The 21,618-nt window shown below is 38.8% G+C and carries 21 protein-coding genes and 5 pseudogenes; 12 read left to right on the top strand and 14 right to left on the bottom strand.

The genetic code is table 11. From position 1 onward, the window contains the following. Nucleotides 1-564: 564 nt before the first annotated feature. Nucleotides 565-1,527, top strand: coding sequence for an IS5 family transposase (locus R2I63_RS04580; RefSeq protein ID WP_316356258.1), 963 nt, complete (start codon nucleotides 565-567; stop codon nucleotides 1,525-1,527). Nucleotides 1,528-1,671: 144 nt separating this feature from the next. Here R2I63_RS04580 and R2I63_RS04585 read toward each other — a convergent pair. After that, a pseudogene (locus R2I63_RS04585) lies at nucleotides 1,672-2,499 on the bottom strand (IS256 family transposase); the annotation flags it as partial. A gap of 39 nt (nucleotides 2,500-2,538) precedes the next feature. Here R2I63_RS04585 and R2I63_RS04590 point away from each other — a divergent pair. After that, entirely contained in the window at nucleotides 2,539-2,829 is a 291-nt protein-coding gene (locus R2I63_RS04590; protein WP_316359352.1) for a transposase, read from the top strand. Then, nucleotides 2,796-3,677, top strand: a pseudogene (locus R2I63_RS04595) (IS3 family transposase); the annotation flags it as partial. The gene R2I63_RS04590 and the pseudogene R2I63_RS04595, both read left to right, overlap by 34 nt. 28 nt (nucleotides 3,678-3,705) lie before the next feature. Here R2I63_RS04595 and R2I63_RS04600 read toward each other — a convergent pair. The 3 genes and pseudogenes from R2I63_RS04600 to R2I63_RS04610 form a co-directional block, all read right to left on the bottom strand. Continuing rightward, nucleotides 3,706-3,966: pseudogene (locus R2I63_RS04600) on the bottom strand (Rpn family recombination-promoting nuclease/putative transposase); the annotation flags it as partial. A gap of 9 nt (nucleotides 3,967-3,975) precedes the next feature. After that, on the bottom strand, nucleotides 3,976-4,233 hold the full coding sequence (locus tag R2I63_RS04605; protein WP_316359355.1) for a hypothetical protein: 258 nt from the start codon (nucleotides 4,231-4,233) through the stop codon (nucleotides 3,976-3,978). Continuing rightward, a complete protein-coding gene (locus R2I63_RS04610) occupies nucleotides 4,230-5,447 on the bottom strand; it encodes a DUF4135 domain-containing protein (RefSeq protein WP_316359357.1) in 1,218 nt (405 codons plus the stop codon). The genes R2I63_RS04605 and R2I63_RS04610 overlap by 4 nt, the downstream gene beginning before the upstream one ends. 738 nt (nucleotides 5,448-6,185) lie before the next feature. On the opposite strand from R2I63_RS04610, the gene R2I63_RS04615 reads away from it, so the two are divergent. Next, nucleotides 6,186-7,379 carry an ISAs1 family transposase gene (locus R2I63_RS04615; RefSeq protein WP_316357147.1) on the top strand — a complete coding sequence of 398 codons (1,194 nt, stop codon included), beginning with the start codon at nucleotides 6,186-6,188 and terminating at the stop codon, nucleotides 7,377-7,379. Between the two features lie 30 nt (nucleotides 7,380-7,409). On the opposite strand, the gene kdsB is transcribed toward R2I63_RS04615, so the two are convergent. The 5 genes from kdsB to R2I63_RS04640 form a co-directional block, all read right to left on the bottom strand. Beyond that, a complete protein-coding gene (gene kdsB, locus R2I63_RS04620; protein WP_316359359.1) occupies nucleotides 7,410-8,147 on the bottom strand; it encodes a 3-deoxy-manno-octulosonate cytidylyltransferase in 738 nt (245 codons plus the stop codon). Beyond that, nucleotides 8,144-9,130, bottom strand: a complete 987-nt coding sequence (gene rfbB / locus R2I63_RS04625) for a dTDP-glucose 4,6-dehydratase (protein ID WP_316359361.1) — start codon at nucleotides 9,128-9,130, stop codon at nucleotides 8,144-8,146. Before rfbB ends, kdsB begins: the two co-directional genes overlap by 4 nt. Then, the gene (rfbD, locus tag R2I63_RS04630) at nucleotides 9,111-9,953 is read right to left on the bottom strand and encodes a dTDP-4-dehydrorhamnose reductase (RefSeq protein WP_316359363.1); all 843 of its coding nucleotides are present in this window, start codon (nucleotides 9,951-9,953) and stop codon (nucleotides 9,111-9,113) included. Before rfbD ends, rfbB begins: the two co-directional genes overlap by 20 nt. After that, nucleotides 9,950-10,486: a dTDP-4-dehydrorhamnose 3,5-epimerase gene (rfbC, locus tag R2I63_RS04635; protein ID WP_316359366.1), complete on the bottom strand. Its 537-nt coding sequence runs from the start codon at nucleotides 10,484-10,486 to the stop codon at nucleotides 9,950-9,952. The genes rfbD and rfbC overlap by 4 nt, the downstream gene beginning before the upstream one ends. 226 nt (nucleotides 10,487-10,712) lie before the next feature. Continuing rightward, nucleotides 10,713-11,479 (bottom strand): IS5 family transposase gene (locus tag R2I63_RS04640; protein ID WP_316359758.1). Its coding sequence is split into 2 segments (ribosomal slippage): nucleotides 10,713-11,104 and nucleotides 11,104-11,479, totalling 768 coding nucleotides; the frame shifts between segments, so codons are not numbered across the junction. 155 nt (nucleotides 11,480-11,634) lie between these two features. Between R2I63_RS04640 and R2I63_RS04645 the strand changes: the two genes are divergently transcribed. Beyond that, a complete protein-coding gene (locus tag R2I63_RS04645; protein WP_316359368.1) occupies nucleotides 11,635-12,480 on the top strand; it encodes a hypothetical protein in 846 nt (281 codons plus the stop codon). Here the strand turns inward: R2I63_RS04645 and R2I63_RS04650 are convergent. The 3 genes and pseudogenes from R2I63_RS04650 to R2I63_RS04660 all read right to left on the bottom strand — a co-directional run. Further along, nucleotides 12,400-13,148 (bottom strand): annotated as a pseudogene (locus tag R2I63_RS04650) (IS256 family transposase); the annotation flags it as partial. The gene R2I63_RS04645 and the pseudogene R2I63_RS04650 overlap by 81 nt on opposite strands. Before the next feature lie 346 nt (nucleotides 13,149-13,494). Next, a complete protein-coding gene (locus R2I63_RS04655) occupies nucleotides 13,495-14,064 on the bottom strand; it encodes a GNAT family N-acetyltransferase (protein WP_316359370.1) in 570 nt (189 codons plus the stop codon). A gap of 84 nt (nucleotides 14,065-14,148) precedes the next feature. Next, complete coding sequence (locus R2I63_RS04660) at nucleotides 14,149-14,784, bottom strand: LuxR C-terminal-related transcriptional regulator (protein WP_316359373.1); 636 nt, start codon at nucleotides 14,782-14,784, stop codon at nucleotides 14,149-14,151. A 557-nt stretch (nucleotides 14,785-15,341) separates the two neighbouring features. On the opposite strand from R2I63_RS04660, the gene R2I63_RS04665 reads away from it, so the two are divergent. From R2I63_RS04665 to R2I63_RS04695, 7 genes are read left to right on the top strand one after another with little or no spacing between them, the layout of a single operon-like run. Beyond that, the gene (locus R2I63_RS04665) at nucleotides 15,342-16,556 is read left to right on the top strand and encodes a thymidylate synthase (RefSeq protein WP_316359375.1); all 1,215 of its coding nucleotides are present in this window, start codon (nucleotides 15,342-15,344) and stop codon (nucleotides 16,554-16,556) included. A gap of 19 nt (nucleotides 16,557-16,575) precedes the next feature. Then, nucleotides 16,576-17,166, top strand: a complete 591-nt coding sequence (locus R2I63_RS04670) for a hypothetical protein (RefSeq protein WP_316359377.1) — start codon at nucleotides 16,576-16,578, stop codon at nucleotides 17,164-17,166. A gap of 13 nt (nucleotides 17,167-17,179) precedes the next feature. Beyond that, complete coding sequence (locus R2I63_RS04675) at nucleotides 17,180-17,920, top strand: hypothetical protein (RefSeq protein ID WP_316359380.1); 741 nt, start codon at nucleotides 17,180-17,182, stop codon at nucleotides 17,918-17,920. A gap of 32 nt (nucleotides 17,921-17,952) precedes the next feature. Then, nucleotides 17,953-18,672, top strand: coding sequence for a histidine phosphatase family protein (locus R2I63_RS04680; protein ID WP_316359382.1), 720 nt, complete (start codon nucleotides 17,953-17,955; stop codon nucleotides 18,670-18,672). Beyond that, nucleotides 18,641-19,273, top strand: a complete 633-nt coding sequence (locus R2I63_RS04685) for an LOG family protein (RefSeq protein WP_316359383.1) — start codon at nucleotides 18,641-18,643, stop codon at nucleotides 19,271-19,273. Before R2I63_RS04680 ends, R2I63_RS04685 begins: the two co-directional genes overlap by 32 nt. Next, the gene (locus R2I63_RS04690; RefSeq protein ID WP_316359385.1) at nucleotides 19,236-19,829 is read left to right on the top strand and encodes a non-canonical purine NTP pyrophosphatase; all 594 of its coding nucleotides are present in this window, start codon (nucleotides 19,236-19,238) and stop codon (nucleotides 19,827-19,829) included. The genes R2I63_RS04685 and R2I63_RS04690 overlap by 38 nt, the downstream gene beginning before the upstream one ends. Nucleotides 19,830-19,879: 50 nt before the next feature. Further along, nucleotides 19,880-20,005: a hypothetical protein gene (locus R2I63_RS04695; RefSeq protein ID WP_316359386.1), complete on the top strand. Its 126-nt coding sequence runs from the start codon at nucleotides 19,880-19,882 to the stop codon at nucleotides 20,003-20,005. A gap of 246 nt (nucleotides 20,006-20,251) precedes the next feature. Here the strand turns inward: R2I63_RS04695 and R2I63_RS04700 are convergent. Together R2I63_RS04700 and R2I63_RS04705 are read right to left on the bottom strand one after the other, a co-directional pair. Next, nucleotides 20,252-20,833: pseudogene (locus R2I63_RS04700) on the bottom strand (transposase); the annotation flags it as partial. A gap of 242 nt (nucleotides 20,834-21,075) precedes the next feature. After that, nucleotides 21,076-21,573 carry a hypothetical protein gene (locus R2I63_RS04705; protein ID WP_316359389.1) on the bottom strand — a complete coding sequence of 166 codons (498 nt, stop codon included), beginning with the start codon at nucleotides 21,571-21,573 and terminating at the stop codon, nucleotides 21,076-21,078. Nucleotides 21,574-21,618: the final 45 nt, after the last annotated feature.

Genomic DNA, 21,618 nt, shown 5'->3' on the forward strand with positions numbered 1-21,618 from the left:
TGTAATCAGCTTCTTTAGGATAGCGACTGTTCTGCGATTCGTGTAAAAGATAGCCCCCGAAAAAATTACTAACGAAAGAAAACCTAACGTTGCCATTGTTTTCATCCTCTTTTTGTCAATTTTTTCCTCGAGTACTAAGTCGAAAAAGGTCCACATTCCTACCAACAGAGGAGTTCCCCAAATGGGACTGTTGAGAACTGGCATAATTTTCTAGAATAATTTAAGCTCTTTCTCTTTTTAGATGGAGGATTCCCATGCAACAAGTTGAGATGATTTGCTTAGAAGACTTAGTTCCAAAAAGCCACAATTATCGTAAATTTGCCAAGATTTGGTCATTTAGTTTTGTGGAGAAAAGACTCAGAAAACTGGAGAAGGACAATCCCCATAAAGGGCATGGCTTGCTTCGGATATTCAAGTGTTTATTGCTGCAGTTTAATGAAGCGATTCATCGCTTTTATTCCCTCCTCTTTTGTCGGAGGCATATACATATTATGGGACTGTTGAGAACTGGCATAATTTTCTAGAATAGTTTAAGCTCTTTCTCTTTTTAGATGGAGGATTCCCATGCAACAAGTTGAGATGATTTGCTTAGAAGACTTGGTTCCAGAAAGCCACAATTACCGTAAATTTGCCAAGATTTGGTCATTTAGTTTTGTGGAGAAAAGACTCAGAAAACTGGAGAAGGACAATCCCCATAAAGGGTATGGCTTGCTGCGGATATTCAAGTGTTTATTGCTGCAGTTTCTGGAGAACTGCAGCGATAGAGAATTAGAACGCTTTATCCAAGAAAACACTGCAGCTCGATGGTTTTGTGGGTTTAACCTGAGAGACAATACCCCAGATCACACAGTCTTTTGTCAGCTTAGAAAAAAAATAGGGACCAATATCTTGTCCAAGATCTTTGCTGATCTAAGAGATCAGCTAAAAGATCAAGGACTTATGAGTGAAGTTTTTACCTTTGTAGATGCAACCCATTTAATTGCTAAAGCGAATTTATGGGAGGAAAGAGATAAGGCGATTGCAGAAAAATACGAGAAACTGAACAACGAAAACATCTCACAATTTTCTGCAGACGTTCAAGCAAAGATTGGTTGTAAAGGGAAGAATAAATACTGGTATGGTTATAAGCAGCATACCAGTGTAGACATGCAGACAGGTCTTATCAATAAGGTTGCGATTACTCCGGCTAATATCACAGATGCCTCAGGTTTCAAACACGTCTGTCCCTCTCAGGGGGCTAGCTATATGGACAAGGGCTATTGTATAAATCCCGCCCCCAGAATAGCTAAGGCAAAGGGGGTACATCTAGGCGCTATCAAAAAGAATAACATGAAGGGCAAAAATAAAGATCAGGATCGGTGGTACAGTTCCGTGAGGGCCCCTCATGAGCGGGTCTTTTCGCAAATAGAGAAACGAGTGCGGTACCGAGGAATCGCGAAAAATCAGTTTTCAAGTTTTATGCAAGCTATTTGTTACAATCTGAAGAGGCTCGCGGTTCTAGATCCCCCAAATTTGTGTCTCTCCTAGGGAGAGGTGTGTCCAAATGGACTGAATTTTCCATTTCTAAACACTTACAAACTACAAAACCTATCAAAAAGCACCTGTTTTTTCGAACTCAAAAGTTTTACATTCTGAAACTTCTGAATCTCTTTGGTTCTAAACAGCCTCATTATGGATCATTGACTTCGCATCAACCTGAACCGATTTTGGCATCTTATCGAGGATATTGGCAGTTTTGTGTACCCAGCAACGTTGCTGAGCACATCCAGGAAACTCCTCTTCTAAAGCAGCCCAAAATCCAAGAGCCCCATCTCCAATTGATAGCTTTGGGCCCTGTTTCAGTCCTTTGGATTTAAGATCCTGTAGCACTGTTTTCCAAGATAGCTTGTTTTCTCCGTCTTAAATCGCAACCATTTCCTTTGTTCCATTCGCAAGTGCCCCTATGATAACAAGCAAACAAGGGCGATCACTACTAAGCCTCACATTGAAATAAATCCCATCAGCCCAAAAGTAAATATACTCTTTGCTTGATAGATCTCGGTTTTGCCACTTTTCATACTCTTCTTCCCAAATCTTGGTTAGCCTAGCAATGTTTGTTGCTGACAGTCCTTTGGCGTGATCTCCCAATATAGCCACCAAAGCTTCACTCATATTCCCCATGGAAACACTCTTGAGATAAAGGGATGGAATAAGGGCATCAATGCTTGGCGCCCGTCTCATATATTTTGGCAAGATCGCACTCGTGAATTTTTCTCCTTTAACCCGAGGCTTTTTGACTTTTATGGGACCTACTCCAGTTTGGATTTCTCTTTCTGGAAGGTAGCCGTTCCTCTTCACAGTCATATGGCCATTCTCATCTTTTGAATTGTTGCATTGCTTTATAAACTCTTCTACTTCACTTTCAATCGCTTGATGAAGCATCTTTCTCGCTCCCTCGCGCACTATCTCTTCTAGACACTGATAGTATTGGGTGACCTTGCCCCGAAAAAGTGGACGGATATGATATAGACTTTTCAAGAAAATGAGGAGTTTAAAAGAATGAAGAAATTTGACGAAGAATTCAAAGCCAATGCAGTTCGTTTAGTCAGAGAAGAAAGGATGAAAATCAAAGACGTGGCACATGATTTAGGAATTGGTAAATCAACGCTTAGCTACTGGTTAGGACTCAATCGAAAGGGAGAGCTTATCAAAGCGGCAAGTCAAAAAAAAGAAGATGAAGATATGAGAAAACTCAGAAAAGAGAATCGCATCTTAAAAGAGGAAAGAGACATCCTAAAAAAAGCCATGGGCATCTTCTCATCAATGTCAAAAGCAGATACAGAATTATGAAAAAGCTAAGGAACCAGCATTCCATAGAGAAGATGTCCAAGGTATTCAGGGTGTCAAAAAGCGACTATTACCGCTTTTTGACTTCCTCCCATGGTAAAAGAGCCCAAGAAGAAAAGATCTTAGGAGGAGAAATCGAAGTACTTTTCCATGAACATAAATCAAGAGCAGGCAGCCCGAAAATATGGGTAGATCTCAAAGAAAAAGGATACGCATGTGGCAGAAAAAGAGTGGCTAAGATCATGAAAAAGAAGGGGTTGTCAGCAAAAGTTCCTAAGAAATGGAAGGGAGTAAAAAGAGTTGTGGATCAAAAGAAACCCAACCTTCTTAAGCAGGATTTTCATGCCTCATCACAAAACTATAAGTGGGTCAGCGATATCACCTATATCCGCACAGGGAAAGGATGGGCATACTTGTGTGCGATCATGGACCTTTACTCCAGAAAAATCGTAAGTCACAATGTGAAATCACACATGAGACAAGAGGTTGTTGTTCAGGCATTAGAACAAGCAATGGTAAGAAGAAAAGGTTCAAAAAAAGGACTAATTTTTCATTCAGACCAAGGAGTACAATATGGGTCACAATCAGTTGAAAAGCTTCTTGAGCACAACGGAATCATAGGAAGTATGAGCAGCAAAGGAAGCTGCTATGACAATGCTGCAATGGAGAGTTTCTTTAGCACCTTGAAGAGAGAGTGTGTAAGAGGCAAGATTTACAAGGATGTGAAAGATGTTGAAAATGAAATATTTAACTACATAGAGTGTTATTACAATACTAAAAGAAGACACTCAACATTGGGATACGTAAGCCCAACAAAATTTGAAGAAAAGTACCAAAAAAGCCTATATTAAAACCGTCCACAAAATCGGGGCAAGGTCACCCTATGACTTTTTCTAAGGTTCCATAGTCATCTTTTTCTTTGAGCTGATCTGTATACAGCTTCGCCCAATAGTATAGAGCTCTTTTGTCGTAGTCAGCCTCATCGGCAATTTGAATTTCAATATTGAACTTCTTTCCGTGGTTTCCTTCGGCTTTGATGTCGAGGATTGAGAGCTTGTCTTCTTTGAAATTCTTCTGATTATAGGGATTAAGCAGGGTCACATCGACAACCTGATCCTCCTCTCCTACGATAGAGTTAATCGTTGATTGCTAAACTTTTTTGTAACCCTGTTCAGACGCCCTTTCTTTTTTTTCAAAAATATCATCTAACTTGCTTAAAACTGAATCCTTGTATTCACCAGCTTCTGATTGCAATTCGCCTTGATTATCAAGTCCCTCTATAGACTGTAAAAATTGAATAAACAACCCTTGTATTTTTTCCTCTGCTTCTGCTTTAGGCAATTCTGGGGGTGAAAGCATCTGAATAATCTCTTTCTTAAATTGGAACACATCAATGGAAGTAGTCATGACTCACCTCTTTCTTCTGGTTTTCTAAGCAGCAAGCACTGCTTTGTTAGCGGACATTGTATATACTGTGCTTTTAAATGAAAACGAAAAGCTGGGACCTCATTAGCGCATCCCATTTCTTTTCTAAGTTCAAAAGATTTGTCTACTTCTTCTTTGATCTTTTCTAACGCATCATCTTCTTGAAAAGCAGCTTTGATTGTAGCAACAATAACATCGAAGCTTTGGTTTTTCTTTGGAACTTTAATAAAGCCGTTTTCTGCTAAAAACTTTCCCAGATAGGCTTTATGTAAGCCATCGAATCCATTCGGTATATTTTCTGTAGCCAATACTGTTTTACCAATCTTGATCTTTGGATCGCCTAAAATAGGGTTTGGAGTTCCGGTAATATAAGTCGCTGTATCGCAAAAAATAACTCTAGTTGGACAGTTTTCCATTAATTCTTTTTTAGCAGCTACGCATGCAGAAGTTATTGAATCCACCCGCTCTTGAAAACTAGTATCCCTTTTTAAGAGTCCCTTTACTCCTTTGTATATACCTTCCATGTCTACTGCTATTTTTGTACAAAATATCTCTGGGTCTATAAAGTGTAAGTTCCCATGTCCATCCAATATAAAATTTTCATTATGAGTATCTTCAAAACCCATGTGATGCAATACTGTCACTAAATCTACAGTACTCATATGTGCTTGATTCACCTTGTTTCGCATTTCTGAAGTAAATTTCGACACAGGTATTTCAATCCCTTGTAAACGGGAGTCATAGCCGTGGTCACCGCAATCTAGCATAGGCCTAAGCTCTTTCTGACAAACTTCGTGAAGTACGTTTTCTAAAATTTGATCCGGAATTAAGCTGCGAGGTTTATATACCAATCGAATTTCTTTGTCAGCTACTGTGAATGTTAAAAATAAAGATTTTTTACCGCCAAAATGTGTTTCATCTCCTGCGATTTCCATTTTAATTTTACTCAAAACCTCTAATCCAAGGCATTCTGGAAAAAAGGTACGAACGATTTCACTACAATCTTGTTTTATATGCCCTTTTACCTCTTCGAAAAAAGAGGGAAATAAAGAATCGCCTTGGGGTCTTTTTGTAGACACTCTAAGAGTTGGAGAAGCTATTGCCTCTAAAATGCGTTCTATATGTGATTGATTATCTGATGATTGCGCGCCTGAAACAGGCTGACTACCTGTAGGTCCTGAAGATGCCTCTGCCATTTACAAACCTTTTTTATTTTTAATAAAAAAAAAATTTGATAAAAAAGCAACATTTTTTTTTAATCTCTTTGGGTCATATTCCCCGCAGCTTGCTGCGTGAAAAAAGAAATATGATACTATTGTTGGCATGAGCCGCTATATTCAAAAGTCCTTGAGGGCTAATAAAACACCTCAGATGGCGCTTTGAGAGAACCAATGCTAAGTCCTTTAAGGTTTTTAGCTACTAAAGTGCGAAAATCCTGTACTCAACATATCCCCGTGCTCAAAAACGCAGCGCTGGCCCCTAAAAGGGCCAGCAGCTAAGTGGCCAGGCTCTTATAAGATCTTATATATTCTTATATATATCTTATAAGATCTTGCTAAGATAATTCTTCTATGGAAAAAGCTATTAGTATAACGGCATTTTGCTATTAGTATAACGAGAATTGCGACGTGTATAACGCAAAAACAGTATAATTTGCTATTAGTATAACGGCATTTTGTTACTAGTATAACGCATATAGAAAAAATCTCTATGGAGGGGCTGCTACTAGGAGATCCTGGAGAGGTAAATGAGTTAGCAAAATCCCTCGAGCTATTAGTATAACGTAGGAGGAGATCTGAAAGTGCTACTAGTATAACGCATATAGAAAAAACCCCTATGGAGGGGCTACTACTACAGGGACTTTTCATAAAAAAGTTTTGACATCGACTAAGATTTAACGGAAGATAACACTTCTGATTAACTTAGAGGTGTTTATGTCAAAGAAACAAGTGGCCAAGTTCTATTCTGAAGTAGATCAACTCCTAGATCAGCAAGCCTTCATTGAGTCCATAGAAATAGAATTCAAAGATATCCAAGATCCACGTGCTAAAGATAACTTGTCGTATCCGTTGGTTGCCCTACTAGTCATTATCTTAGCAGCGGTCATAGCTGGGGCTAATGCTATCATCCATATTCATGAGTATGCATGTACAAAAATCAGCTTATTCCAACGGCTTCTTGGAATCAAAAAACCTCCCAGCTATACAGTGTTTTGGTGGCTTCTCGTTATGCTAAACCCCCAAAAATTACAAGAGACTTTCATTCGATGGATGAAAGCTCTTCCTGTTGAAGTGAAAAAGCAAATTATCGCAATCGATGGTAAAAGGCTCAATGGGGCATCCAAGCAAACAGTTCATCTTGTCTCGGCTTGGGAAACAGGTCGAAGTTTGTTGCTAGGCCAAGTCAAAACAGAGGAAAAATCAAATGAAATTACTGCCATTCCAGAATTGATAAAAGCCATAGATATCAAAGGATCAATTATCACTATTGACGCTGCAGGCTGTCAGAAAAAAATTGTGGAAGACATTCGCAGGGCAGGAGGCGATTACGTGATAGCTCTAAAAGGCAACCAAGGAACTTTACATGATGAAGCCCAAAACTTCTTCGATCAGGCAAGGGAGGTTGAATATGAAGGGGCAGAGTGTGCTAGGGCCAAGAAAATTGAAAAAGCTCATGGAAGAATCGAGGAGCGAGAAGTTGCTGTAGCCAGTAACCTAGAATGGTTAGACTGTCGAGAAGAGTGGCAAGACTTAAAGACTCTTATCGAAGTAACTTCAAGACGAGAAGTTAGGGGGAAAGTTAGCGTAGAAAAACGTCACTACATCTCAAGCCTTTCTTTAATTCCTCAGGAGGCGATAAAGCTAGTGCGAGGGCACTGGGGAATAGAGAACCATCTTCATTGGATGATGGACGTAGTTTTCAAAGAAGATGCCTGTTGTATAAGCACGGGTAATGCCCCTGAGAATTTTGCGGTTTTTCGGCGAATGGCGCAGTCGATACTTCAGGTAGATGCAAAGGGAACAAAAGGGATAGCAAAGAGACGGCGCCTAGCTGGGTGGAACGATAGCTATCTTATTAAACTACTTGGAATATTAATCAACGACATCTCTGTAAAGTCTTTTTTATGAAAAGTCCCTGGGGAAAGGAGCACTTTGAGCTTAAAAAAGAACTTGGGAGGAGATACGGTCCATTGCGCGCGCTAGATCCTCGGGAATATCGATTCCAAGCGATTCGTGAGCTGTCTCATGGACCTGAATATTCATCCCATTTTCAAGAAAGCGGAGCTGCTCGAGTCCCTCAGCTTTCTCTAGTAGACTGGGGGAGAGGGTGGATATTTGTTTTAAGGCATCAGCAGTGTATGCATAGATTCCCACGTGTTTGTAGTAAGTGACATCTTCGAGACCATCTCTGTCATAAGGAATGGGCGAGCGGGAAAAGTAGAGAGCGCGATCTTGGGGATCAGTCACAACTTTTACCACATTGGGATCCTCAATATCTTCTTCTCTCTCGATTTCTTTTCTTAAAGACCAAATGTCATATGCTTCGTCGGTTGTTTGCAAAAGGTTTTCGATCATTTCCTGATGGATGAAGGGTTCATCGCCCTGCCAGTTGACCCAAATATCCCCTTGCATTTTCCCCTCAGACTGGAGTTCAATGAGACGATCGGTTCCTGAGGGGCAATCGGGGGAGGTCATAAAATGTTTCCCTTCAAAAGAATCAATCAGGCGCTCTGTTTCAGAATCATCAACCGCAAATGCAACATCATCAAATAAATCAACGCTGCTGGCTGCTTCCCATACCCACTGAAGCATCGGCTTTTCGCCTAGCATCGCAAGCACTTTCTTAGGGAATCGACTTGAAGCAAGTCTTGCTGGGATCACGCATACAATTTTCACACCAGTACTCCTGGAAAAGTTTTAATGGTTTCCCGAAGCCCCGCTTGCAGCGGCCAAATGGGACGATAGCCCAGTTGCTCGACTTTAGCACCATCGATTGCATACCTAAAATCATGCCCAAGGCGATCTGGAACATAGGTAATAAGTCTGTCAAGCCCCGTTTCTCCCGTCATCTCTTCAACGACATTTAAAATCAACCTAAGAAGATCTAGATTTTTCATTTCATCCCCTCCCCCAATGTTATAAACCTCGCCCTTTTTCCCCTGACTCAAGATGGCCCAAATAGCACGTGCATGGTCTTCAACATAGAGCCACTCCCTCACATTTTCTCCCGATCCGTAAACAGGAAGAGGTTTTCCCTCTAATGCGTTTTGGATCACAAGAGGGATAAATTTCTCAGGATACTGATGGGGACCATAGTTGTTACTTGCATGTGAAAGGGTCGTTGACAAGCCATACGTCGCCCCATAGGCTCTCACAAAATGATCCGCACTTGCCTTTGAAGCCGAATAAGGAGAGTTAGGCTTGTAAGAAGATTCCTCAGTAAACCGCCCCTCCTTTCCAAGCGCTCCATAGACTTCATCGGTTGAAATATGATGAAAATGAATCTTGGAGTGGGCTTTAACAAACTCCAAAAGAATATGCGTTCCGATGACATTTGTTTCTAAAAATGCTCCAGGATCTGTAATACTTCGATCCACATGAGTCTCAGCAGCAAAATGTACAATCAAATCAATGGGGCGCTCTTTATGAATCTTCTCAAGAATGTCTCGGCCCCGAATATCGCCATGGTAAAAGCTATAACGCGCATCACTTGCGACCGCTGCCAGATTACTTAAGTTCCCCGCATAGGTTAGGAGGTCAAGGTTCGAAAGGTGCCCAGCAAAACCCTCTTGTTTCAAAACATAACGGATAAACGCCGAACCCATAAATCCCGCACCCCCTGTAACAAGAACATGGGCATTATTTAGTTTTAAGTGCATGACGAATCACCTCCTCAAGTCCTTCTTTCCAATGGGGAGGAGAAAAATTCTCGGTCTTCAGAACCGAAGACGCTGGGCGTTTCGCTATTATGCCAAAGTCCTCAGTAGAAATAGGATTGACCTGTTGGCACTTAAGAGAAATATTATTCTCTTCAAGACTCTTTTTAATCGCCTCAGCAAATCCATGCCAAGTCGTCTCTCCTGTATTCGCAAAATGGTAGGTTCCTGAAGCATCTAGAAGGTTGAGGGCTGCTTCTGCTAAATCATCTGCGTAGGTAGGACGCCCCCACTGATCGCTAACCACTTCAATCATTTCCTTTTCTTGCATCAGACGGATCATCGTTTTAACAAAGTGATTCCCTTCTTTTCCAAAAAGCCAAGACGTGCGAATTAAGCAAGCTTCTGGGTGATATTTTTTGAGTAATTTTTCACCAGCCTCCTTACTTTTTCCATAGATGGACAGCGGGGCAGTTGCAGCTTCTTCCCTATAACCTTTCTCCTTTCCATCAAAGACATAGTCAGTAGAAAAGTGGATTAGCTTCTTTCCATAAGAGTTTGCATATTTTGCAAGTGTTTCAATTGCGCGTGCGTTAAGAGCATAGGCTCTTTCTTCTTCCTCTTCGGCTTTATCAACAGCGGTATAGGCAGCGCAATTCATCACATGGGTAAATGATAGGGTTTCAAATTGTGCTTGAATCGCTTCTTCTTGATGAAGATCAACCTCTCTGCGCGAAGTTGCGACAAATTCAATCCCCTTTTCTTCGCACTTTCGTCGCATTGCGCTCGAAAGTATCCCTCGTTTTCCCAGTATCCACAATTTCATGACCACCTCAATTCGTAAAAATAGGGGCTTGTTTGATCCCTTTCAGAAACAATAGGCGCTTGGACAGGCCACTTGATTCCTACTTCAGGGTCGTCAAATCGAAAACCCATTTCTGTTTTGCCATTATAGGAAGAACTTGTCTTATAAAGGACATGTGCATCGGGACTGACGACACAAAAGCCATGGGCAAATCCTACGGGAACGAAGAGTTGCTTATGCGACTGATCATCCAGATACACCCCTTCCCAGTTCCCAAATGTTGGAGAGTCGGGACGGATATCAACAATCACATCATAGATCTTCCCCACCACAACCCGTACAAGCTTTGCCTGGCCTGGAGCAGATTGGAAGTGCATTCCCCGAATCGTCCCTTCTTTAGAATAGGAGTGGTTATCTTGAACAAAGGGACAATCAATCCCCCCTTCTAGGTAGCGCTCCACCTGGTGGCTTTCAAAGAAAAACCCTCTTTCGTCTTTAAAAACGTTGGGGGAAACAACCCGCGCACCCTTTAATTTTAATTCTTGTATTTCCATTGCCCGTGATTATCTCGACTTTGTACATTTTTTGGCTAGTAGATCTCTTATGCTTCCTATGGGTGTTGTTGAATAAATCGGTATAAAAGACTTGCTAAAAACTTCTTAAAAAAGAGAAACCCTTTTATTTTAAGTCACTAAACGCAATCGATTAAAGTATAATCAAGATGTGGTAAAAAGGGGAAGCATAACTTTTTCCATCGATCAAAATGCCTAGATAGTATCGTCATGAGATAGAAGTCCAAAGAGCGATACAACGAATTTGCACTGCAGCTATGAATGAAGCTGTGTTTTTGGCATATCGAGTGGCTATTCCACGCCATCGTTTTAGGTGGAGAAAAGCATTTTCTACAAGGTGTCGAAGCTTATATAGTTCTTTATCAAATTCTCTCCATTTTTTGCGATTTGACCTCAGAGGAATGACTGGATTTATGCCCTGACTCTCGGCTTGCAATATAATTGCGTCACTATCATAAGCTTTATCGGCGAGCAAATGCTCTGCTGAAATACCTTGGATCAAGAAACTTGCTTGAGTGCTGTCATGAGTGGTACCTTGCGTAACAACAATTCGGACTGGCATACCATGCGCATCCACGGCCAAATGTATTTTTGTGTTAAGCCCCCTTTTGTCCGACTCATGTCTTGATTACCGCCTTTAGCTCCCGATGCATGAGGGTGCACCTTAATATGGCTCGCATCTATCATGAGCCATTCATAGTCAGGATCTTCCACTAAACATTCAAGCAACGCTTCCCAAATTCTAGCATCCCGCCAACGACAAAAGCGACGGTGAGTGTTTTTCCAATCTCCATAATCAGGTGGTAAGTCTCTCCAAGGAGAGCCTGTTCGAAGAATCCAGAAAACAGCGTTAATGAACAGACGGTTATCTTTTGCTACGGCGCCCCAACCCCCTTTTCGACCTGGCAGGTGAGGAGCTAACAATTCCCAGACTTTATCTGAAATATCGTGGCGACGATGCGATGCTTTTCCCATAGAAAATTCCTTTGTTGCGTTGGTATAAGACAGCAAAGTATATCAAATTCAAAATTTCTTGACGACACTATCTAATAAAAAAAGATTGTTCTAAATGATTTTTTCGAGTATGATTACTGCGAAATTTTGCATTATGATGACTGGAGATCAAAAATATGTCAATTTCTGCGATTTATGGCGGCATTCACTCTAGTATATTTACATGGTTTGTAGATCGAACAGGGGTGGTTCAAAATATTGCCAAAACGACAACACCTCTCCTTAAAGGGGCCTTTGTATTTGGGGCCGTTCATAGGACTGTTGAATATGCTTCAACAAACTTACAGGGAAAAGTGAAAAGAGATTGGACTCCAAAGGGATATGGTCTCGATAAAGGGGTGGATGCTCTGCAGTTTGCCATTGCTATCGCGTCGCGATATGCTGTGGCAAAGCTATGCAATGAGCATTTTGGCACGAAGATTACAAACGAATTTGTCCATATCTATACCGCTTCAGATGTCATTATGATGACCTCTCCAATGGGAACTATGACCTCTCCAATGGGAACTATCTCACTTGCAATGGCAGGATTTCAGACTGCGATTTGTACTAAAGTTCTTTCGATTTTTATGGCGACTCCGTTATTCAAAGATGCATTCTATTTTGGAGCCATTAATTTAGCATTCACCATTACATACATAAACCTCAGCATGGAAATTTTTGTTCAAATAAAAAATCGTCTAGGAGTTGAAGGCCCAAGACTTTTTTGTATTACGTGTGTTGCACTCTCTGTTATTTATTCTATTGGCAGTTACTACACCCAAAAAATTTCTGATCAGTATCTCAAATTGCAGGTTCCTATAAACTATTCCAGTCTTATGCCTGTCCTTACCATTCCAATAACGGTATTGTCAATTGGTGTGCCTATGCATCTAGGCTTCCTTATAGAGAGAACTGAAGCGATTCATCGCTTTTATTCCCTCCTCTTTTGTCGGAGACATATACATATTATGGATCATTGACTTCGCATCAACCTGAACCGATTTTGGCATCTTATCGAGGATATTGGCAGTTTTGTGTACCCAGCAACGTTGCTGAGCACATCCAGGAAACTCCTCTTCTAAAGCAGCCCAAAATCCGAGAGCCCCATCTCCAACTGATAGCTTTGGGCCCTGTTTCAGTCCTTTGAATTTAAGATCCTGCAGCACTGTTTTCCAAGATAGCTTGCTTTCTCTTTCTCCGTCGTAAATCGCAACCATTTCCTTTGTTCCATTCGCAAGTGCCCCTATGATCACAAGCAAACAAGGGCGATCACTACTAAGCCTCACATTGAAATAAATCCCATCAGCCCAAAAGTAAATATACTCTTTGCTTGATAGATCTCGGTCTTGCCACTCTTCATACTCTTTTTCCCAAATCTTGGTTAGCCTAGCAATGTTTGTTGCTGACAGTCCTTTGGCGTGATCTCCCAATATAGCCACCAAAGCTTCACTCATATTCCCCGTGGAAACACCCTTGAGATAAAGGGAAGGGCATCAATGCTTGGCGCCCGTCTCATATATTTTGGCAAGATCGCAATAAACTCTTCTACTTCACTTTCAATCGCTTGATGAAGCATCTTTCTCGCTCCCTCGCGCACTATCTCTTCTAGACCTTGTTGAAATCCTGGTAATTCATCATACTTTTCCATGAGCGTATCTCCTTATTTATGGAAATTTTTTCAACTTTCCAAGGATACCCTCATTTATTCTCAGACACAACTTATTTAAGACCTTAGCGTACGTTTTCGTACGGTTGGACTTCAGACCCCTTATACTGCTCCAGTTGCGGATTCGATAGAGATCTCTCTTTTTGGATGGGTTTGAATCTTTCTTATTCGTCATTTTGAGCCTATGGTTTTTCGTTTTCATAAACAAAAAATTTTATAGACTCACTGACCTTAAGGCAAGAATCACATTTTCTGCAGCTATTTATGCAACAAAGCCATACTGCGATAAGAAGGTAACGCAGCAGAATTTAAGTTTCGGTAACCGAACTTACTTGAAGATTAATTCGTATCCGACATATTTATTAGAATCAAAACCATCGTGTATATCTTCTGTAGGGATAAACCCAAGCTCCTCTAAAAAACATTGACTTGTTTTATTTAGCACACGAGTAACTGCTACTATTCTTTCTACACCAGGGAGATTTTTAAGCACAATATTAGCCGCCATCCTTCCTATCCCTAACCGCATATAATTTGGAGAAATTGCCATCTGTCGCACATACACTTTAGGGAACTCTTTAAGTTCTAAAATAAGCAGGCCAATCACCTCTTCAGTATTTTTTATGATTAGCCAATGGATACTTTCTCTTTCGTTGTTCCAAAGTTCTTGTTCATCAGCAATGACCCCTTGTAAAAACGTTTCAACACTTTCTAAACCTAATTCACCAGGGATAAAGCTGTCATATGCATACTTAAAGGATTGAATAAAAAGATCATCTATCAGATGAAAGTCCTCTTTGTGATCCCATTGAAAAGAATACGTTCCAACCTGTTCGTCTTCAAAGCTCCAAGCTGATAGCGCTGAGCAGATGAATGATAAGTAAAAAATCCATTTCATATTAATTTTTTTAACCTGTTTAATACTAAATGGTTAAAAACCATTCTCCTTAAATTTGAGGGACCTGTTTGATATCAACTGCCGTCATTTTTTATACTTTTTCATCAATATTTTTGCTAGATCATTCCAAACATCTAAAATTTCACTTTCGTAGAACTTTTCTATGCAATCGATTTTATTAAAGCATTCAACCTTGTTTATAGCGCTCCCCAATTGGGATTGGACTGTTCGATATGACGTTGAAAAAACTGCTGCAATTTGTTTAGCACTGAAACCGTATAAATTAAGAGATAAACACTCGATCTCTCTTTTTGTTAACTTATTTGAGATATTTTTTAATCTTTCAATAATAAGCTGTTCGTTACAGTGTAAAATACACTCCTCTTTGTAGCTTTCTTTTTTAACAAAAATTTCAAGGTTTTTATAGATGCTGTTCATATCTACTGTTGAACAATATGCTGATAATTTTCCTTTATCATTGTAACTTATAAAAACGTCAACAAAATAATTAATTTTTTTAAAATTAATATTCGATTTCTCTAAAAGATCTATATACTGACAGCTAAAAAAACTCGTGAAATCTTCTTTTTTTATGTGTTCAGGTATTCCGCTATATGTGGCTTCAAAATTCCAAACGGAAAAGCACTGCTTTTCTTGCTGCTTTAAATTTAACAAATCGATTTTGATATCTGTGAATAAAGATCTGTATAACTCATGCATTTTTTTTAATTTATCTACTCCAATATAATTACCCGTAATAGGAGCAGAGTAAAAAATTTCAGGAGAAACATGGTCTTTTATTAAAACCTTGTCTAGATTTTTTTCAATCCAAAAAGCTTCTGATAATTCTAGGAGATCTTTTGTAATAACAAATCCTCTATTTGGTGATTTGTGCTGGCCTTATGCGGTTATAGCTTGGTTGGCTTTGGATGAAAGAACTGATAGCAACATCATTTTCCATCAATCTTGTAACCTTTACGAATAAAATAAAATAATTTTTTTTGAAATTTGTGAATTCTACATGGATCAAAAGAGGGCAATGTTTTTGTCAAATAGGCTTAAAAAATTGAGCGCCATGACGTTGCCTCTGTGTTATTAAAACCACTGCCATAAAAAAAACGTTCTTATAAGTATTTTATACGTATTGCTTAGATATCTCACCTTTGATTAATTAGTCTTCGAAAACGATGCAACTTGGTCGAGCATGTAACGCATAGGAGAAAGTTGCACCAGAACCGTATTGTAGAGTGGTTAGTATATATTTCTAAGCACATACTATGGAAGATTTTGAGTTAAGGAACCAAAAAGCCTGGCTTTTCGGATTTTTGCAATTGGCTCATGATATTGTCTATAACTTTATTAGAAAACCAATGTTTCGTGGTATTTCATATGCCTTTCTAGAAGGGCTGAAAATGGTAAAAGAACAAGGAAAAGTTGTACTGCCAAGGGGGTCTAAGTCTAAAGAGGTTTTATCCCGCGTATTTGAGATTGCATTCCCAAAAGAAAGATGCTTGGTAATCCCAGGTAGAAATAATAATGTATTTGCCACAATTGCTGAGACTATTTGGGTGATTGCTGGGCGAAATGATATGGAATACCTCTCCAACTATCTTCCTAGAGCGATGGAATTCTCTGATGATAAGAAGGTTTGGAGAGGTGCATATGGACCTAGACTGAGAGACTGGAATGGAATAGACCAGCTTAGAAAAATAATTGAAGTTCTTCACCAAAAGGATTCAAAACGTGCTGTTATAAGTATTTTTGATCCAGATCGAGATTTTGTGGAGAGCAAAGACATCCCATGTAACAATTGGTTACAGTTTGTTTTAAGAGAGGGTAAACTTAACCTAAATGTTGTGGTTAGAGCAAATGACTTGTTTTGGGGGTTCTCAGGAATAAATTTTTTTGAGTGGAGTACACTCCTGGAAATGATGGCTTTTTGGACGGGAAGTGAAGTTGGTTCTATAACTTGGTTTGCTGGGTCTCTTCATTTCTATGAGAGGCATTTTGATAAAGTAAGTCCCATAATTGAACAATTCCCTCATAAAACTCTTTACGAGCTTGACATAGGTACTTTTAAGTTCTCTACTGAATTTCATGAGCTTGACGCGGTTCTTTCCAAATGTTTTGGTATAGAAAAAGAAATGAAGACAAAAGGGCTGGGGACCCTAAAAGATATTGAAAATATCCAAGATGATTTTTTGAAGAACTCATTAAAGATGATCCTAGTTTACAACATCTTTAAATACCAGGGTTCAGTTGAGGATATTTATACTGCAATAGATGCTATTCCAGAAAGTGACTTTAGAATTGCTGCAATAGAATTTTTTTACAGAAAATTATGGGATGTCAGAAGTTTGTTAACTCAGAAAGAGAAAAAATTTTTTGATATTTATAATTTAGGCAGAAAGAAATTTTTAATAACTACATGTCATCATGTTATTGATAATAAACAAGATGAATTTTGCACCAAAGCCTTAGAAAATCAGTAAATACAAAAGGAAAGCAGTAATGCAATCAGAAGAATTTACAAAGAAAGAAATTGTATATTTTGCTAAAAAAGTTCCATACGATAAGAACTCAGAGGACGTCCTAACTGTTGACCATATATTCGACAAGTATGAAACCGCCCTTAAAAAATACTTAGAAAGAAACATAAATAAAGGATCTTTTTTAAAAGGTGGAGCTTGGTTTTTCCCAAAAATTAAAGATAGCAATAAGAATCAAGAGCCCCTCTCTCCCATAGATATTTGGCTTATCCTAAAAAGGAAAATAGAGATGTGTAATATTCTGGTTGCTGTAGTAACTCCAGATTCTTATGGAACAATAATGGAAGCAGCTTATGCAGGAGGAAGAGGGGATATAGCGGTGTATGTATTTCCAGATAAAAAGATGTCAGAAGAAGAAATAAAGGATCAATGGTTTATATTTAACCTATCTTTAAGCACAAAACACCTTTGGAGGGAAGAGCACTTTAACCTCTACCCCTCTATTTTTCCGCGCTCTATTTCAATGCAGGAGTATGAAGAAATGATAAGAAAAATTATCCCCAATTTTTTAGTGAGGCAAAATTCTCAATTAGAATTAGCGAAAAACGCCTAAGGATAAAACTATTATGAGCTTCATAAATAAATTTTCTATATCAACAAAGAAATATGGATTACTTCTTGTTTTTTTACTTATCTCAACATCAGTAGGAACTTGTAATGAAAAGGGCTTACTGATAGTAGGGGCAGGCCTTCCTGCTTCAGGAAAGTCTTCTGTAATGAAAGAATTAGGTAAGCTCCTAATGACTGAAAACGTCTTTCTAGAACCAGAAGAAAAAACTTGGCCTCAAGAGTTGATCAATCCTCTGACTTTTCAAAGTTTTAACATTATTACTTGGCTAAGAGCCCAAAGGGTTTCCATGTTAGCGATGGGGGGAAAATTAAGAGATCATGGTGAAGTAGTCGTTGTTGACAGCTATTATGATAAGATTCTTTCATTTTATTTAGGAAAAGAAGATCACTTCTGGCTTATGAAGCCTGATAATGTATATTTCAATGCACTAAAAGAGATTGCAGAGCTTGACACAAAGATTTTACCTAATGCAGATTATATAATCTTTTTCAAAGTAGATAAAAATACCTGGGTTCACTTTTTGAAAAAGCGTAATAGGATAAACGATGAAAATTTGGAATTGGTAGAATTTTTTGAAGCACAAGAATCAATATTAGATGCAGTAAAGCTAATTTGTCATAAAACAGGCAGTAAAATGATTCTGATAGAACAAAAAATCGATACGTCGCCAAGAGAAGCAGCTAAAAAAATTAAGGAGCTGATAGAAACAGACACTCTGCATATGCCTTTTTTCTGAATATTACAAACAAATAAAATGAGGTTTTTTTTATGATAAAAATTTTTCGCTTATCATTACTAATGATATGTTTATATAGTTTTCACTCAGTTGATTGTTTAGAGAGAAAATTAGCATTTGTTAGACACGGAACCACAGATTGGAATTGGAGAGATTTTGCAGGAGGGATGAAGGACTTGCCTGTAAATAAGTTAGGGGAAGAGCATGCTAAAGAAGCTTCTGAGAGTCTTTTTAACTCAGGGTTTACACTTCCTAAAGCTATTGTATCAAGTCCATTGCTACGCTGTAAGCAGACAGCGAAAATAATACAGGGATACTATCTTAATAAACTAGGAATTAGAATACCAGTATTAATACAGCCTGAGGTACAGGGACCTATTTATGGAAAATGGACTCAAGAAACTTATCAAAATGTTGGAGAATTAGTAAAAGAAGTTGAAAGTCTTGGGTTAGACGAGTTTGCGTCTAAGAACTTGTTAGTAGAAAAATTAAGAGATGTTCTTCCTGGTGATGAGGAGTCGGAAGAAAAATTTTTACTTAGAATTTGCAAGGCGGTTGACTCAATAATGAACCAATATGATGAAGTCATCGTAGTTAGCCATGGTTCTTCTAGCGAAGCATACTTAAAGTCTTTAAACATGTTTGATAACATCCATCCAGATTACTGGAAGTCAAAAAACAGGTTCCCTCTAATTATTACAGAAGAACTGGAGGTTAAGAGTGTATTTGCCATCTTCAGAGAAGCTCCCTAAAAAATTAAATAGACATATGTCAGTCACCTTTTTTGGTTCTGCTCAAGTGTCACCAAGTTCTTTTTATTACCGAGCGGCAAGAGATCTATCCTTTGAGCTTTCTCAACAAGGTTTTAGCATCGTTACAGGGGGGGGGCCAGGAATTATGGAAGCAGCCAATAAAGGAGCTTGGAATGCTGGAGGACTTTCGAGAGGTGTTCTTATGGATATACCAGATCAACCAGCAAATTTATTTTGTTCTAGAGGACAACAAACACAATGCTCTAGCTTTTCAGAAAGAAAAAAGGAGCTTATAAGTAAATCAGAAGCGTTTATTTTTTTTCCTGGAGGCTTTGGTACTTTAGATGAGTTATTTGAGTTATTTGTTTACATAAGAACTGGAATAATTAAAAAAAAGCCCACTATCCTATTTGGTAAAGATTTCTGGGAAGGATTAATTCTCTGGGTAAGACAATTTTTAAGAAAGGATAATTATATCTATGATGAAGATTTAGAAATTTTTGAAATTTTTAATACAGTTGAAGAAACTTGTCTTTTTTTAATTAGGGAGTTAAATTTTAAAGATGAAAAAGTTAGTTTTAGCTTCTACGAACAAAAATAAATTAACTGAAATACAAAAAAGTTTTGAAGAACTTCATATTTATGATGTAGAGATAGAGGTAATACACAAAAGCCTTCTAAAAGAGCCGGAAGAGCCTTACGATACTTTTAAAGCAAACTCTCTTCATAAGGCTAAGCATTACGCAAATTTAACGGGATGTATAACCTTATCAGAAGATTCCGGGTTAGTTGTTGAAGAGCTAGGAGGGTTCCCTGGAGTTTACTCTAAAGAATTTATTTTAGAAAATAAAGGTGTGTCGGGCGCAATTATTTCTTTAGAGAGAAAATTAGAAAACAGCTCAGAAAAAAAGGCTTCTTTTGTGAGTGCTGTTTCTGTATATGACCCTAATAATCTTTTATTTATTTCAAATGAAGCTGAGGAGAAGGGTAATCTTTGTTTTCCCCCAAAAGGTAATTATGGGTATGGATTTGATCCTATATTCATACCTGAAGGTCACTCAAGAACTTTTGCAGAAATGACTATGAAAGAAAAAAACTCTGTTAGTCATAGATTGCGGGTGTTAGAAGAATCATTAATACAAATAATAAGATGGTAATGTAGAAATTAATTTAAGCTCGATAACATAAACTACTATACCCATCGTGAATGAAAAAAATACTTGAGTGTATATCAAAACCAATTTTTGAAGTTGTTTGGGTATATATTGGTGAAAGGGAAGGCTGGGAAGTTGTGAAAAAGTATGTAAAGAATCAGGAAGTTACTGAAGAATAAGTAATTAATATTGTCCTAATTGCAATTATCCCGTGGCTCGCCACTGGGATCCTTTATTGAAAAACCAAAAGGAAAAATCCATGGATAATTCATTCCCCCCCCCTAAGAAACGGAGTTTTTCCAAATCTAGAAAAAACCTGTCTTTTAAGCCGGGGTGCATTTCCTTGTCGACTACAATCTCCATCTGGACAGTCTTATCAAGTCTGCAAAACCACCCATGAAGAACCACAAAATATTGTCATTTGACAATATCTCTGTTCCATTCGCAAGTGCCCCTATGATAACAAGCAAACAAGGGCGATCACTACTAAGCCTCACATTGAAATAAATCCCATCAGCCCAAAAGTAAATATACTCTTTGCTTGATAGATCTCGGTCTTGCCACTCTTCATACTCTTCTTCCCAAATCTTGGTTAGCCTAGCAATGTTTGTGGCAGACAGTCCTTTGGCGTGATCTCCCAATATAGCCACCAAAGATTCACTCATATTCCCCGTGGAAACACCCTTGAGATAAAGGGCCGGAATAAGGGCATCAATGCTTGGCGCCCGTCTCATATATTTTGGCAAGATCGCACTCGTGAATTCTTCTCCTTTAACCCGAGGCTTTTTGACTTTTATGGGACCTACTCCAGTTTGGATTTCTCTTTCTGGAAGGTAGCCGTTCCTCTTCACAGTCATATGGCCATTCTCATCTTTTGAATTGTTGCATTGCTTTATAAACTCTTCTACTTCACTTTCAATTGCTTGATGAAGCATCTTTCTCGCTCCCTCGCGCACTATCTCTTCTAGACCTTGTTGAAATCCTGGTAATTCATCATACTTTTCCATGAGCGTATCTCCTTATTTATGGAAATTTTTTTCAACTTTCCAAGGATACGCTCATTTATTCTCAGACACAATTTTTGGTTATAGATATAACCTAAATCTTCACCCCATGGCAAGCCAACGGGGAAAATAGCAAGTTATATTACAACGTCCAGGATTATTATCTTAATTTTGAATAAACGATGCGCAGTACTGCAGTGTTTTAAGGAAAATTAAGCCCAGCAGATCACCGGGCTTACGTGTACCTAATTTGAATAAGGGCTCTTAGAAGAAGAGCTGCCACTATTGCCAGGGTAGCTATAGCTTCCACCATAAGGGCTTTGCGATGGCTGCTGCTGCACATCACTTGATTGGTCTTTACGTGCATTCTTCATGATCACTTCCACCGCTGCATCAGGAGAAATCTGAGGCTGACCACTTGCTCCCCTTGTGGCACCAGCATTTGCCAGAGTCATCGCTTCAATCCGCTGAGACACTGAAAAGTGTCGGCAAAACATGGTGCGATGCATATCGCTGAGCTGCATTGCAAATTGCTGTTCTTGCTGAGAAAGATGTGAACAGTCTGATGGAATAGTACTTTGCTGTTGAGGCATTTGCTGCGTTTGCTGTTGACCCTGCTGTCCATATTGACTGTAGGAGTCGTAAGAATTATTCGATGACCCGGTTGATGAATATGAACCATACTGAGCACAGGCTGTAGACATTCCTAATACAAGTAATAGGGATCCTAAAACTTTTTTCATTGAGGTAACCTCCTAGTTATATTTTTGGGATAGCACAAGTATATG

It is taken from the genome of Candidatus Neptunochlamydia sp. REUL1 (assembly GCF_963457595.1).
Classification (GTDB): domain Bacteria; phylum Chlamydiota; class Chlamydiia; order Chlamydiales; family Simkaniaceae; genus Neptunichlamydia.

Excerpts from the sequence above, each read along its gene's own strand:
- R2I63_RS04665 (WP_316359375.1), top strand. The coding sequence starts at position 15,342 with ATGGAAGATTTTGAGTTAAGGAACCAAAAAGCCTGGCTTTTCGGATTT.
- rfbC (WP_316359366.1), bottom strand. The coding sequence starts at position 10,486 with ATGGAAATACAAGAATTAAAATTAAAGGGTGCGCGGGTTGTTTCCCCC.
- rfbB (WP_316359361.1), bottom strand. The coding sequence starts at position 9,130 with ATGCACTTAAAACTAAATAATGCCCATGTTCTTGTTACAGGGGGTGCG.
- R2I63_RS04615 (WP_316357147.1), top strand. The coding sequence starts at position 6,186 with ATGTCAAAGAAACAAGTGGCCAAGTTCTATTCTGAAGTAGATCAACTC.
- R2I63_RS04645 (WP_316359368.1), top strand. The coding sequence starts at position 11,635 with ATGTCAATTTCTGCGATTTATGGCGGCATTCACTCTAGTATATTTACA.
- R2I63_RS04655 (WP_316359370.1), bottom strand. The coding sequence starts at position 14,064 with ATGAAATGGATTTTTTACTTATCATTCATCTGCTCAGCGCTATCAGCT.
- R2I63_RS04690 (WP_316359385.1), top strand. The coding sequence starts at position 19,236 with ATGAAAAAGTTAGTTTTAGCTTCTACGAACAAAAATAAATTAACTGAA.
- R2I63_RS04680 (WP_316359382.1), top strand. The coding sequence starts at position 17,953 with ATGATAAAAATTTTTCGCTTATCATTACTAATGATATGTTTATATAGT.
- R2I63_RS04660 (WP_316359373.1), bottom strand. The coding sequence starts at position 14,784 with ATGCATGAGTTATACAGATCTTTATTCACAGATATCAAAATCGATTTG.
- R2I63_RS04590 (WP_316359352.1), top strand. The coding sequence starts at position 2,539 with ATGAAGAAATTTGACGAAGAATTCAAAGCCAATGCAGTTCGTTTAGTC.
- R2I63_RS04580 (WP_316356258.1), top strand. The coding sequence starts at position 565 with ATGCAACAAGTTGAGATGATTTGCTTAGAAGACTTGGTTCCAGAAAGC.
- R2I63_RS04675 (WP_316359380.1), top strand. The coding sequence starts at position 17,180 with ATGAGCTTCATAAATAAATTTTCTATATCAACAAAGAAATATGGATTA.
- R2I63_RS04705 (WP_316359389.1), bottom strand. The coding sequence starts at position 21,573 with ATGAAAAAAGTTTTAGGATCCCTATTACTTGTATTAGGAATGTCTACA.
- rfbD (WP_316359363.1), bottom strand. The coding sequence starts at position 9,953 with ATGAAATTGTGGATACTGGGAAAACGAGGGATACTTTCGAGCGCAATG.
- R2I63_RS04605 (WP_316359355.1), bottom strand. The coding sequence starts at position 4,233 with ATGACTACTTCCATTGATGTGTTCCAATTTAAGAAAGAGATTATTCAG.
- R2I63_RS04695 (WP_316359386.1), top strand. The coding sequence starts at position 19,880 with ATGAAAAAAATACTTGAGTGTATATCAAAACCAATTTTTGAAGTTGTT.
- R2I63_RS04610 (WP_316359357.1), bottom strand. The coding sequence starts at position 5,447 with ATGGCAGAGGCATCTTCAGGACCTACAGGTAGTCAGCCTGTTTCAGGC.
- R2I63_RS04670 (WP_316359377.1), top strand. The coding sequence starts at position 16,576 with ATGCAATCAGAAGAATTTACAAAGAAAGAAATTGTATATTTTGCTAAA.